10 protein-coding genes are annotated in these 13,581 nt (G+C 64.5%); 9 read left to right on the top strand and 1 reads right to left on the bottom strand.

Going from position 1 to position 13,581, the window contains the following annotated elements:
- Nucleotides 1-96 precede the first annotated feature (96 nt).
- On the bottom strand, nucleotides 97-1,284 hold the full coding sequence (gene rnd / locus FFS18_RS01090) for a ribonuclease D (protein WP_120216770.1): 1,188 nt from the start codon (nucleotides 1,282-1,284) through the stop codon (nucleotides 97-99).
- Between the two features lie 108 nt (nucleotides 1,285-1,392).
- Here rnd and FFS18_RS17325 point away from each other — a divergent pair, with 108 nt between their 5' ends.
- From FFS18_RS17325 to rpoB, 9 genes are all read left to right on the top strand, one after another.
- Nucleotides 1,393-1,722, top strand: a complete 330-nt coding sequence (locus FFS18_RS17325) for a hypothetical protein (RefSeq protein WP_171005178.1) — start codon at nucleotides 1,393-1,395, stop codon at nucleotides 1,720-1,722.
- Nucleotides 1,722-3,233 carry an FAD-binding protein gene (locus FFS18_RS01085; RefSeq protein WP_171005177.1) on the top strand — a complete coding sequence of 504 codons (1,512 nt, stop codon included), beginning with the start codon at nucleotides 1,722-1,724 and terminating at the stop codon, nucleotides 3,231-3,233. The genes FFS18_RS17325 and FFS18_RS01085 overlap by 1 nt, the downstream gene beginning before the upstream one ends.
- Nucleotides 3,234-3,330: 97 nt before the next feature.
- Nucleotides 3,331-5,112 carry an aspartate--tRNA ligase gene (aspS, locus tag FFS18_RS01080; protein ID WP_137869402.1) on the top strand — a complete coding sequence of 594 codons (1,782 nt, stop codon included), beginning with the start codon at nucleotides 3,331-3,333 and terminating at the stop codon, nucleotides 5,110-5,112.
- Nucleotides 5,113-5,232: 120 nt separating this feature from the next.
- Nucleotides 5,233-6,105 (top strand): alpha/beta fold hydrolase, encoded by an 873-nt coding sequence (locus FFS18_RS01075; RefSeq protein WP_137869401.1) that lies wholly within the window; start codon nucleotides 5,233-5,235, stop codon nucleotides 6,103-6,105.
- Between the two features lie 77 nt (nucleotides 6,106-6,182).
- On the top strand, nucleotides 6,183-7,121 hold the full coding sequence (locus tag FFS18_RS01070) for a DUF6340 family protein (RefSeq protein ID WP_137869400.1): 939 nt from the start codon (nucleotides 6,183-6,185) through the stop codon (nucleotides 7,119-7,121).
- A 75-nt stretch (nucleotides 7,122-7,196) separates the two neighbouring features.
- Nucleotides 7,197-7,982 carry a polyphosphate kinase 2 family protein gene (locus FFS18_RS01065; protein ID WP_137869399.1) on the top strand — a complete coding sequence of 262 codons (786 nt, stop codon included), beginning with the start codon at nucleotides 7,197-7,199 and terminating at the stop codon, nucleotides 7,980-7,982.
- 54 nt (nucleotides 7,983-8,036) lie between these two features.
- Nucleotides 8,037-8,573, top strand: coding sequence for a J domain-containing protein (locus FFS18_RS01060; protein ID WP_137869398.1), 537 nt, complete (start codon nucleotides 8,037-8,039; stop codon nucleotides 8,571-8,573).
- A 111-nt stretch (nucleotides 8,574-8,684) separates the two neighbouring features.
- On the top strand, nucleotides 8,685-9,098 hold the full coding sequence (locus FFS18_RS01055; RefSeq protein WP_137869397.1) for a hypothetical protein: 414 nt from the start codon (nucleotides 8,685-8,687) through the stop codon (nucleotides 9,096-9,098).
- A 249-nt stretch (nucleotides 9,099-9,347) separates the two neighbouring features.
- Nucleotides 9,348-13,526: a DNA-directed RNA polymerase subunit beta gene (rpoB, locus tag FFS18_RS01050; RefSeq protein WP_120216763.1), complete on the top strand. Its 4,179-nt coding sequence runs from the start codon at nucleotides 9,348-9,350 to the stop codon at nucleotides 13,524-13,526.
- Nucleotides 13,527-13,581 lie beyond the last annotated feature (55 nt).

Below are 13,581 nucleotides of genomic sequence, written 5' to 3'. Positions count from 1 at the left end.
CGAAGGCGGGGGCCGCAAGCGGCGCTGTTCGGCGATCGAGGCGTAAAACGCGAGCGGCCCCCGCCTTCGCGGGGGCGACGGTATGACGCCGCGGCGTTAACCCTCGCTCGCGGCCGCCGCGTCGATTTCGCTCATCACCAGCTTGCCGTTCTTGACCGCAAAACCCATCCGTCCCTCGACCAGATCGAGCGCGGCGTGGCCGAAGACGTCGTAGCGCCATCCACGCATCATCGCGATGCCCTCGCGCGCGCCGGCGGCCAGCGCCTCCAGATCGTCGCTGCGCGCGATCAGCCGCGCCGCGACATTGAGTTCGCGGGCGCGGATCTTGAGCAGCAGCTTCAAGAGGTCGGCGACGAGCACGCCTTCCTTGCCCAACCCCGGACCACGCGGCGCACGGTCGGGCATGTCGTCCTTGTCCATCGGGCGGGCGTTCGCCAGCGCGTCCATCAGCCGCGCGCCGATGTCGTTGCTGCGCCAGGTCGCCGACAGCCCGCGGACGCGGCCGAGGCCGTCCTGATCCTTGGGCGGATGCGCGGCCAGGTCGGCCAGGGTCTCGTCCTTGACGATGCGTCCACGCGGCAAATTCTTCGATCGCGCCTCGCGCTCGCGCCACGCCGCCAGCGCCTGCAAGCGGCCCAGCACGTCGGGTTTGCGCGACGGGATCTTGATCCGCTGCCACGCCTTGTCCGGATCGACGCTGTAATTCGCCGGATCGGCCAGCTTTTCCATTTCCTCGTCCAGCCAATGCCCGCGGCCGGTCTTGACCAGCTTGTCGAGCATCATCGGAAAAATCTTGGCCAGATGGGTGACGTCGCCCACCGCATAGTCGATCTGGCGCTTGTCGAGCGGGCGGCGGCTCCAGTCGGTAAAGCGCGCGCCCTTGTCGAGTTGCAGCCCGATCCACGCCTCGACCAGGTTGGAATAGCCGACCTGTTCGGCCTGACCGATTGCCATCTGGCCGATCTGGGTGTCGAAAATCGGATGCGGGGTCTTGCCGGTCAGGTTGAAGATGATTTCGACATCCTGGCCGCCGGCGTGAAAGACCTTCAGCATATCCTCGTTATCGACCAGCAGGTCGAGAAGCGGCTTCAGGTCGATGCCGGGCGCCATCGGATCGATCGCCGCGGCATGCTCGCGGTCGGCGACCTGGATCAGGCAAAGCTCTGGCCAGAAGGTATTTTCGCGCATGAATTCGGTATCGACCGCGATGAAATCGCTGTTCCGAATGCGGTCGCAAAATTCGACCAGCGCGGCGTTGGTTTCGATCAACGGATGGACTTGCATAGCGCGCCTATACAGCTAGTTGAAAGGAACGGGCAGGAAAAATTGTCCGTGCTCTTCGGGTCGTGGAACCGGAATACCGGTCAGGGGAAAAACGAAGGGGTTTGGGGCATGATGTGGCTCGGATGGGCGCTCGCGGCGCTCGCGTTTCTGCTGCTTTTCGGCCAGTATCTGGCGGGGCAGGCCGATATTTTCGTCTCGATCGCCAATCCGCGGCCGCTCGACGAAGAATCGATGGTGGTGACGCTGAAAGGCTGGGGCTTCGCGGCGGAGGCCGCGCAGCCGTTTGTGACCCCCGAATCCGATCACGGCCTCAGCGACGTGCGGGTCTTTGCAACACGGCGCCAGATGCTGATCGCGATCGCGACGGTCGGCTTTCTGCGCCCGGTTACCGTCGCCTGGCGCGCCAATGCGGGTATCCTGCCGTTGGGAGACGCCTGATGCCGTTGGTGCAACTGGGCGACGAAGGGCGCTGGACCAATTATCATGGCACCGGCACCTGCGAGGCGGCGACGCGCTTTGCGCTGCGCAGCGGCGACGCACCGCGCGGGCGCGACGAGATCGCGATCGCGGCGAAAGCGGTACAGGATTGGCTCGCCGCGGCTGCCTTGGCGAACCGCCGCGTCCGCCCGCTTGGCGCTGGCTGGTCGCCGTCGAACGTCAATATCGCATCGCAATGCTGGCTGCTCCACACGCGCCGTTTCAACCGCTGTTTTCGCATCAATGCCGCCGACGTCCGCCCTGGCGTCGATGCCAGCGGCCTGATGCTGGTCGAGGCGGGGGCGCTGGTCGACGAAGTGTCGGACAAGCTGGAGGCGCAAGGGCGTTCGCTGTGGACCAGCGGCGCGGGCAATGGGCAGACCTTTGCGGGCGCCGCGGCGACGGGTACCCACGGTTCGATGATAGCCAGCGGCGGCATTCAGGACCATATCCGCGCGGTGCAGATCGTGACGCCCGCGGGGGTTCACTGGATCGAACCCGCCGCCGGGTTGATGAGCGACAGTTTCATCGCCGCGACGGGTTCGACCCCGCTGCGCGATGACGATGTGTTTGCAGCGGCGCAATTGCCGGTCGGCGCGCTCGGCGTCGTCATCGCGCTGGTCGTCGGCAGCGTTCCGAAATTCCTTGTTCGCCCGATCCAGAATCTCCGCAAGGTCGATCGCGCTGCGCTCGGCTGGTTGGCGGCGGGGGATTTCCGTCGCTTTTCGGCGGCTTATGCGCTCGATCAGGACCCCGATTTCGTTCAGATGATCGTGAACCCCTACAAGCCGTTCAAGCGCCCCGCGATGCTGCGCTTTCTCTATCGCGAACCATGGCGCGACGATTATCGGCGCGCGACGCCCGGACAGCTTGGCGCGGGCTATGACGCGCTCAGCCTGCTCGGGCGGCTGCTCGACGATTATCCGTGGGCGCGCGGTGCGCTGCTGCAATTTGCGATGAAGCAGGGCTATGCCAGCGGCCCCGATGTCGATGCGCCGCCAGTCTATGGCAGCTGGGGGGAGGGGCTCGACACGCATCGCCCGCTGGCCGATCTGTTCAATGCGTCGGTGACGATCGACCGCGCCGATCTGGCGCATGCGTTCGAGCTGATTTGCAAGGTTTATGCGCGCCACGGCGGGTCAACCGTCGTGACCGTGCGGTTCATGGCGCGCGCCGAAGGGCTGCTGGCGCCCGCGCGCTTTCCGGCCAACGCAGTGATCGATTTCGACGGCCCGCGCAGCCGCCGGACCGCCGACGCCTACGCCCGCGTCGTCGAACGGCTCGATGCCGAAGGGATCGCCTTTACCCGCCATTGGGCCAAGAGCTGCCAACTCGATGCCGGGCGGGTCGCGGCGGATTATGGCGAGGATTACCGCCGCTGGCGCAGCGCGCGCGATCGCCTGATGCCCGATCCGGCGCACCGCGCGCTGTTCGCCAGCGACGTGCTTGATCGTCTGGGGCTGACTTGCTGACGCGCCAAGCCTTGACAAATCGCTCCCCGCGCTGCCTTAGGCGCGGCCATAACGGCGCGTTTTGGGCGCGCCCTTCCGACCATTGAAAGACAATCACATGCACGCCTATCGCACCCATAATTGCGGCCAGCTTCGCGCCGAGCAGGTCGGACAGTCGGTCCGCGTTTCCGGCTGGGTGCATCGCAAGCGCGATCATGGCGGGCTGCTGTTCGTTGACCTGCGCGACCATTACGGGCTGACCCAGATCGTCGCGGACTCGAGCGATGCGGTGTTCGCGACGCTCGACGGCCTGCGCGCCGAAAGCGTCGTGACGATCACCGGCGACGTGGTTGCCCGCTCGGCGGAAACCGTCAACGCGAACCTGCCGACCGGCGAAATCGAAGTGCGCGCGCGCGACGTCACCGTCCAGTCGGCGGCGATCGAATTGCCGATGCCGGTCGCCGGCGAACAGGAATATCCCGAGGATATTCGCCTGAAGTACCGCTTCCTTGATCTCCGCCGCGACCGCCTGCACGCCAACATCCTGCTGCGCTCGAACGTCATCGCGAGCCTGCGCCGCCGCATGGTCGAACAGGGCTTCACCGAATATCAGACCCCGATCCTGACCGCCTCGTCGCCCGAAGGCGCGCGCGACTATCTGGTGCCAAGCCGCGTCCATCCCGGCAAATTCTATGCGCTGCCGCAGGCGCCGCAGATGTTCAAACAGCTGCTGATGGTCGCGGGCTTCGACCGCTATTTCCAGATCGCACCCTGCTTCCGTGACGAAGATGCGCGCGCCGACCGTTCGCCCGGCGAATTTTACCAGCTCGATTTCGAAATGAGCTTCGTGACGCAGGACGATGTGTTCAACGCGATCGAGCCGGTGCTCGCGGGGGTGTTCGAGGAATTTGCGAATGGCAAGTCGGTGACCCCGGCGGGTTCGTTTCCGCGCATCCCCTACCGCGAATCGATGCTGAAATATGGCAACGACAAGCCCGATCTTCGCAACCCGCTGATCATCACCGACGTGTCGTCGCACTTTGTGGGGTCGGGCTTCGGCCGCTTCGCCGACATCGTTGCGGCGGGCGACGTCGTGCGCGCAATCCCGGCGCCGAACACCGCCGAAAAGAGCCGCAAATTCTTCGACGACATGAACAGCTGGGCGCAGGGCGAAGGCTTTGCCGGTCTTGGCTATGCGACGCGCAAGGGCGGCGAATGGGGCGGACCGATCGCCAAGAACCACGGTAGTGACAAGATGGACGCGCTCGCCGCCGAGCTTGGTATCGGTCCCGACGACGGCCTGTTCTTCGCTGCGGGCAAGGAAGCGGTCGCGGCGAAGCTCGCGGGCTTTGCGCGCACGCGCGTCGCCGAACAGCTTGATCTCATCGATCCGAACAAGTTCGAAATGTGCTGGATCGTCGATTTCCCGATGTTCGAGGCCGACGAGGACACCGGCAAGATAGATTTCAGCCACAACCCCTTCTCGATGCCGCAGGGCGAGCTGGAGGCGCTGGAAACGAAGGACCCGCTCGACATCCTCGCCTGGCAATATGATATCGTCTGCAACGGCGTCGAGCTTTCGTCGGGCGCAATCCGCAACCATCGCCCCGACATCATGTACAAGGCGTTCGAGATTGCCGGGTACAGCCAGGCCGATGTCGACGCGAATTTCAGCGGCATGATCAACGCGTTCAAATTCGGCGCGCCGCCGCACGGCGGCTCGGCGCCGGGCGTCGACCGCATCGTGATGCTGCTCGCCGACGAACCGAACATCCGCGAGGTCGTCGTCTTCCCGATGAACCAGAAGGCCGAAGACTTAATGATGGGCGCCCCCGCGCCGGTCAGCGACAAGCAGCTCAAGGAACTCGGTATTCGTATCGTGGACGGACCCAAGGGCTAAACCTTCGTTGCTGTTTCCCTCCTTGCTCCGTCATCCCGGCGAAGGCCGGGATCTCAACCTCCCGTCTAGCCGCGACGGCGAGATCGTGGCCTTCGCCGCGACGACGATCCCGGGGATAACATGAGCGAGCCGCGCGAACACCGGTTGAACACCCCGGCGGGCGAGATTTGCTGGTTCGAATGGGGCCAGCCGTCGGACCGGCTCTCGCTGCTGCTGCTGCACGCGACCGGCTTTCACGCGCGATTGTGGGATCAGGTCGTCGCGGCGTTGCCGCCCGGCACCCACGTCATCGCGCCCGATCAGCTCGGCCATGGCCGCAGCGCCAAGCCCGCGTCGCTGTCCGACTGGGCCGTGACCGCCGACGCGCTGCTGCCGCTCGTCGATCGTTTCGCCGGAGCGCCCCTGATCGGATGCGGGCATAGCATGGGCGGCTACGTCCTGACCCGGCTGGCGGCTGAGCGACCCGACGCCTTTGCGCAGATCTTCCTGATCGATCCGGTCATCATGCCTCCCGAATTTTACGTCGGCGCCGCCGATGTGCCGGTCCCCGATCCGGTCGAGCATCCGGTGGCACGGCGGCGCGCGCGCTGGGACGGGTGGGAGGCGATGAACGCGCATTTTGCTTCGCGTGCGCCCTATGCGCATTGGCAGCCGCAAGCGCTCGCGGACTATTGTCGCTTCGGCCTGCTGCCTGCCGCGGATGGAGACGGCTTCGATCTCGCCTGTCCGCCCGCTCTCGAAGCGTCGGTCTATCAGAATGCGCTGCGCACCAACCCGCACGACTGGCTGGGCGCGGTCGGCGCGCCGGTGAGCGTGATCCGCGCCCGAACCGGTGAGCGCGCGGGCAACCTCGACTTTTCGGTCAGCCCGACCTGGCCTGCCTTGGGCGCCGCGCTGGCGGCGGTGCGCGACGAGCAATGGAGCGACCAGAGCCACTTCATCCCGATGGAAGCGCCGCAGCGGCTGGCCGATCTGATCGCCAACGAATTCTGACCCCGGTCCTCGCGCGGTTTTGACAGTCACCGACGGCTGCGATAGCTCGGCGGAAACTGGCTAATGGGGGGGTGGTCATGATCGATGCGCGATGGATATTGGGTGCCGCTTTGCTGAGCCTTGCGGCGCCCGCAACCGCCGAAACGCTGACGATCAATACCGGCGATCCCGCCGAGGCTAATGTCACCGACCTGCTTCGCATATCGGTCGAGCGGTTCGAGGGCGAGGATGGCGCGGCCTTTGCGCAGGCGCTCGAAGCCGAACTCGCGGCCGCGACATTTCACGGCAGCCGCTTTTACCGGGTCGTCGCGCCCGAATCGGGGGCGCCGACCGACGCGTTGGTCACCGGCACGGTACGCGCCAGCGTCGATGAAGCGCCCGTGATCGAAAAGCGCCGCCGCTGCACCGAATATGATCCCGCCGACAAAAAGAAGTGCATCAAGGAAATCGACGTCGACATCCGGTGTCGCCGCCGAACCGCGACGGTTGCCACTACCGTGCGGCTGGTCGCCATTGCCGACGGATCGATCCGTTACATGCGACCGCTGAATGCGCGCGATCAGGTGACGCTTTGCCCCGATCGGAGCGCCCCGACGAGCGTCGAGGATTATTTCGCCGCCACTTTCCGCAACCAGGTGCGGACGATCCGCGGCGACCTTGCCCCGCGGGACTATTCGATCGACGTCCGCGTCGAGGAAAGCACGAAGGGGCTGGCGAAACTGGCCCAGGCCGCGTTTAAGACAGCGGTGCGGCTGACGAAGACCGATCAGGGCGGCGCCTGTGCCGCGTGGACCGCGCTGACGCGCGATGTCGAGCCGACCGCAGCACTGGCATTCAACCTGGGGCTTTGCAACGAGATGGAGGGCGATCTCGACGCGGCGCAAGACTGGTATGGCGATGCCCAGCGGCAGGGCGCCCGCGGCAGCGCGGTTACGGAAGGCTTGACGCGCCTCGACCGTTATCGCCGCGCGCTGGGCGCGTGGACCGCACGCAAGGCCGTCATGGGGGCCGAGTAGCGGTGGCTGCGGCTGTGCCAGAAAGTGACAGCCTGAGCGCTTGGTAGGACGGCGCGGATTGCGCTAGAAAGCGGCATGACCATCTCGCTCTCCGACTATGAGACCGGCGCCAAATTTGACGGCGACCATTCCGACGCGCTGACAGCCTTGCAGGAGCGGCTGGAGCGTGTGCAGGCTGCGCACATCACTCACGGCCAGCGCAGTATCATCATGTTCGAAGGCTGGGATGCGGCAGGCAAGGGCGGGATCATCAAACGGATGACCGCGCTGCTCGACCCGCGCTATTTCGACGTCTGGCCGATCAGTGCGCCGACCGACGAGGAAAAGGCGCGCCATTTCCTGTGGCGGTTCTGGAAACGCCTGCCCGGCAACCGCCAAATCGCGATCTTCGACCGCAGCTGGTACGGGCGCGTGCTGGTCGAGCGGGTCGAGGGATTTGCCACCGAGACCGAATGGCGCAAGGGCTATGACGAAATCAACGAGTTCGAGGCGCAGCTGACTGGCAGCCGCACCCATCTGGTCAAGATTTTTGTCCATCTGACGCAGGACGAACAGGACAAGCGCTTTGCCGACCGCCTGAACGATCCGTGGAAGCGGTGGAAGACCGGCAGCGAAGATTATCGCAACCGCGCCAAGCGCAAACAATATCTCGCCGCGATTGATGAGATGTTCGCGCAGACCAACACGCGCTGGGCACCATGGAAGGTGATCGACGGCAACAACAAGAAAGCGGCGCGCATCGCGGCGCTGACCCATATTGCCGAAACGCTGGAGGCCATCGTGCCGATGACCCCGCCCGATCTGGACCCCGCGGTCGTCAAACTGGCGGGCAAGGCATTCGGCTACAAGCCTGAAGCCTAGGTTTGTGGCGGCCGACGGCTAGCAATCAGGCCGACCAATGGCTACATGGGGCTGATGAGCCGCGCCAAAAGATCCGATGACTGGGGTTTCCCCCGCTGGCGCCCCTATGGTTCGAACAATGAGGCGCAGAAGGTCCGCCTGTGCGATCGGCACGGTTGTAGCAACCCCGGCAACTGCCCCGCGCCGAAGTCCCCGAACAGCCCCGAGCGCTGGTATTTCTGCGAAACCCATGCCGCCGAATATAATCGCGGCTGGGATTATTTCGAAGGGCTGAGCGCCGAAGACGCCGCCGCCCGCGCCGCCGAGGAAGCGCAGGGCGCGCGCAGCTATGCGCGAGCGCAGCATTATGCGTGGGGCGGCCCCGGCGACGGCACGCGCAGCAGCGACGAAATGCGCGCGCTCGACGTGCTGGACCTCGAACCCGACGCCGATTTCGAAGCGGTCAAGAAAGCATGGCGCGCGCTGGCGAAGGAAACCCACCCCGACGTCAAACCCGGCGACGCCGACGCCGCCAAGCGCTTTGCGGCGGGGCAGGCGGCGTTCGAGGTGCTCAAGCAGGCAGAAGATCGCAAGAGCTGGAAACCGGCGTAGCGCCGGCGCGGTCGTTCGATTTCGCGTACTAGTGCTGTTTTGGGCCTTGCTGGGCCAGCATAACTTGCGACGATCAGCCTGAATGAGAATCGAACGGGCAAAGGGGCGGCTATGCGGATTCTGGGTGGGCTGGTGATTGCTGCGGCGTTGACGACCTCGACGGTTGCAGAGCCGCTAAGCTATCAAAATGGGCTGACGCGCGTTGACGGCGTCGTGGGCGTAGGCCTGACCATCCCGATTGGCGGTGAGCGAGCGAAAGCGCCGCCCCGCGTCGAACTCCGCCTGACCCGTGACGTGGTCGGTTTCTATGGCACCCGCCAATCGAGCAGCGGGCACCGTCCGAACGAAACGCGGATCGGCTTTTCGCTGGAGCGTGACAACCGGCTGCTGCTCAACGGGAGACCGATCGATACCAGTCGGCGGAACAATGTGTCGACGGTCGGCTGGATCGCGATCGGCGCCGGGGTGTTGCTGATCGGCGGCGCGCTACTCGTCGCCGACGCCCAGCGCGACGCGTCCGAATAGCGCGGGCTGACGATTTAGGACGGGCGATCGCGAGCCCGCCCGTTGACACCTGACCCTCCCAAACCTATATCGCCCCCACACCCCATCGTCCGAGATAGAGTCCGCCTTGCGCAGCGGATTGTACGGATAGGTCGGCGGGGATTTCGACAGGCGTTGGAAAGCTGCGGTAAACCGGCAACGGTTGCTTGCGGCTTTTTTCGCGTCGATGCGCCCGCGATTTTGACTTTTTGACAGGCGAGACAATCACTTATGGCGACCAAGGCGAAGTCGGTGGGCACGGCCCTCGAAGCGACCGCGAGCAAGCGAATCCGCAAGCTGTTCGGCAACATCCACGAAGCGGTGGAAATGCCCAACCTCATCGAGGTGCAGCGCGAATCCTATGAGCAGTTCCTGCGCTCGGACCCCTCGATCGGTTATGTCTCGGGCCTGGAAAAGACGCTGCGCAGCGTTTTCCCGATCCGCGATTTCGCCGGTACCGCCGAACTCGACTTCGTCCATTACGAACTCGAAGCCCCGAAATATGACGTCGAGGAATGCCGTCAGCGCGGCATCACCTATGCGGCGCCGATGAAGGTCACGCTGCGCCTGATCGTCTTTGAAGTCGACAGCGAAACCGACACCCGTTCGGTGCTCGATATCAAGGAGCAGGACGTTTACATGGGCGACATGCCGCTCATGACCGAGAACGGCACCTTCTTCGTCAACGGCACCGAGCGCGTCATCGTGTCGCAGATGCACCGTTCGCCGGGTGTGCTGTTCGACCATGACCGCGGCAAGACCCACTCGTCGGGCAAATTCCTGTTCGCCGCGCGCGTCATTCCGTATCGCGGTTCGTGGCTCGACTTCGAATTCGACGCCAAGGACATCGTCAACGTCCGTATCGACCGCAAGCGCAAGCTGCCGGTCACCAGCCTGCTCTATGCGCTGGGCATGTCGGGCGAGGAAATCCTCAACCATTTCTATGACCGTCTGGTGTTCGAGCGCGCGTCGAACGGCTGGAAGGTTCCGTTCGTCGTCGAAAACTGGCGCGGTGCGAAGCCCGCGTTCGACGTGGTGGATGCCAAGACCGGCGAAGTCGTCTTTGCCGCCGGCCACAAGATCAGCCCGCGCCTTGCCAACAAGGCCGCGAAGGACGGTCTCGACACGCTGCTGATCCCGACCGAGGAAATCTTTGGCCGTTACAGCGCCTATGACCTGATCAACGAAGCGACCGGCGAGATCTACATCGAGGCCGGCGACGAAGTGAGCGCCGAAAATCTGGAGAAGATGGACGCTGCGGGCATCGACAAGCTGGTGCTGCTCGATATCGACCACAACAACACCGGCCCGTGGATCCGCAACACGCTGAAGGCCGACAAGGCCGAGGACCGCGATCAGGCATTGAGCGACATCTATCGCGTCATGCGCCCCGGCGAACCGCCGACGCGCGAAACCGCCGAAGCCTTGTTCGGCGGCCTGTTCTTTGACCCCGAGCGTTACGACCTGTCGGCCGTGGGCCGCGTCAAGCTGAACATGCGCCTGGGCCTCGACGCCGAGGACACGGTCACCACGCTGCGCAGCGACGACATCCTGGCCGTCGTCAAGGAGTTGGTGAACCTGAAGGACGGCAAGGGCGAAATCGACGACATCGACAACCTCGGCAACCGCCGCGTGCGTTCGGTCGGCGAACTGCTCGAAAACCAGTATCGCGTTGGCCTGCTCCGCATGGAGCGCGCGGTGAAGGAACGCATGAGCTCGGTCGACGTGTCGACCGTCATGCCGAACGACCTGATCAACGCGAAGCCCGCGGTTGCCGCGGTGCGCGAATTCTTTGGTTCGTCGCAGCTTTCGCAGTTCATGGACCAGACCAACCCGCTGTCCGAAGTCACCCACAAGCGCCGCGTGTCGGCGCTCGGGCCGGGCGGTCTGACCCGCGAGCGCGCGGGTTTTGAAGTCCGCGACGTCCACCCGACGCATTATGGCCGCATCTGCCCGATCGAAACGCCGGAAGGTCCGAACATCGGTCTGATCAACAGCCTCGCGACCTTTGCGCGCGTGAACAAGTACGGCTTTATCGAAACGCCGTACCGCAAGATCGTCGACGGCAAGGTCACCAACGAAGTCGTCTATCTGTCGGCGATGGAAGAGTCGAAGCACACGGTTGCGCAGGCGAACGCCGATTTGAACCCCGATGGCAGCTTCATCGACGAACTGATCTCGGCGCGCGAAGCGGGTGAGTTCCTGATGGCGCCGCGCGATCAGATCACCCTGATGGACGTGTCGCCGAAGCAGCTCGTTTCGGTCGCGGCCTCGCTGATCCCGTTCCTGGAAAACGACGACGCCAACCGCGCGCTGATGGGATCGAACATGCAGCGCCAGGCTGTGCCGCTGATCCGCGCCGAAGCGCCGGTCGTCGGCACCGGTATGGAAGAAACCGTTGCGCGCGACTCGGGTGCGGCGATCGCCGCGCGCCGCGGCGGCGTGATCGACCAGGTCGATGCGACGCGTATCGTTATCCGCGCGACCGACATGGTCGAACCCGGCAAGTCGGGCGTCGACATCTATCGCCTGCAAAAGTTCCAGCGTTCGAACCAGAACACCTGCATCAACCAGCGTCCGCTGGTGAAGGTGGGCGACGTCGTCCGCACCGGCGACATCATCGCCGACGGTCCGTCGACCGAGCTCGGCGAACTGGCGCTCGGCAAGAATGTGCTCGTCGCGTTCATGCCGTGGAACGGCTATAACTATGAGGACTCGATCCTCATTTCCGAACGCATCGTGAAGGACGACGTCTTCACCTCGATCCACATCGAGGAATTCGAAGTCACCGCGCGCGACACGCGGCTTGGGCCGGAAGACATCACGCGCGACATTCCGAACGTCGGCGAGGAAGCGCTGCGCAACCTCGACGAAGCGGGCATCGTCTATATCGGCGCCGAAGTCGGCCCGGGCGACATTCTGGCCGGCAAGATCACCCCCAAGGGTGAATCGCCGATGACGCCGGAAGAAAAGCTGTTGCGCGCGATCTTCGGTGAAAAGGCCAGCGACGTGCGCGACACCTCGCTCCGCCTGCCGCCGGGCGTGTCGGGTACGGTCGTCGAAGTCCGCGTGTTCAACCGTCACGGTATCGACAAGGACGAACGTGCGATCGCGATCGAACGCGAGGAAATCGAACGTCTGAAGCAGGACGCCGACGACGAGCGCGCGATCCTTAACCGCGCGACCTTCTCGAGCCTGAAGGACCTGCTGATCGGTCAGACGACCAGCGCGGTGCCGAAGGGGCTGAAGAAGGGTGACGTCGTCACCGAAGAAATGCTGACCGACCTCGATCGTTCAGATTGGTGGAAGCTGGCGGTTGTCGAAGACAATGCCCAGACCGCCCTTGAAGCGATCAAGGCGCAGTATGACGATGCGATCAAGCGGATCAGCGCGAAGTACGAGGATCGCGTCGAAAAGCTACAGCGCGGCGACGAACTCGCGCCGGGCGTGCTCAAGATGGTCAAGGTCTTCGTCGCGGTGAAGCGCAAGCTGCAGTCGGGCGACAAGATGGCCGGCCGTCACGGCAACAAGGGCATCATCAGCCGCATCCTGCCGATCGAGGACATGCCGTTCCTCGAAGACGGGACGCATGTCGACTTCGTGCTCAACCCGCTGGGCGTGCCGTCGCGCATGAACGTCGGGCAGATTCTCGAGACGCACCTCGGCTGGGCATCGCGCGGCTTTGGTCAGCAGATCACGACGGCGCTCGAGGATTGGCGCATGGCCAATCCCGACCCCGAGGCGGGCGCGCCACCCGAAGCGGTGCGCGAAGCTTTGCTTCATGCCTATGGCGATGAATATGCGGACGAGATCAAGGCCCGCAGCGCCGAAGAAGTCGTCGAGTTGGCGGGCAATCTGTCGGTGGGCGTACCCTTTGCGACTCCGGTGTTCGACGGGGCGCGCGAAGGCGATGTGTCGGCGATGCTGGAACGCGCCGGTCTCGACCGGTCGGGTCAGGTCGACCTCTACGACGGCCGCACCGGTGACCGTTTCGACCGCAAGGTGACGGTGGGATATATGTATATCCTGAAGCTGCATCACCTGGTCGACGACAAGATCCACGCGCGTTCGATCGGGCCGTACAGCCTCGTCACCCAGCAGCCGCTGGGCGGTAAGGCGCAGTTCGGTGGCCAGCGCTTCGGGGAAATGGAGGTCTGGGCGCTCCAGGCCTATGGCGCGGCGTACACGCTCCAGGAAATGCTGACGGTGAAGTCGGACGACGTGATCGGCCGCACCAAGGTTTACGAAGCGATCGTCAAGGGCGACGACACCTTCGAGGCCGGCATTCCCGAAAGCTTCAACGTGCTCGTCAAGGAAATGCGCTCGCTGGGCCTCAACGTCGAACTGTCGTCTCTTGCCGACCAGGATCCCGACGAGGCGCCCGACGCCCTTCCCGAAGCCGCCGAATAAGATCTTTTCCTCACCCCCTTCGCCCGACGCGAAGGGGGAAGAGTGGAGCTAGAAT

The sequence above is a fragment of the Sphingopyxis sp. 2PD genome (assembly GCF_005503695.1).
Classification (GTDB): domain Bacteria; phylum Pseudomonadota; class Alphaproteobacteria; order Sphingomonadales; family Sphingomonadaceae; genus Sphingopyxis.
Note: the sequence above shows the minus strand (reverse complement) of the source record. Positions and strands in the feature narration are given on the sequence as shown.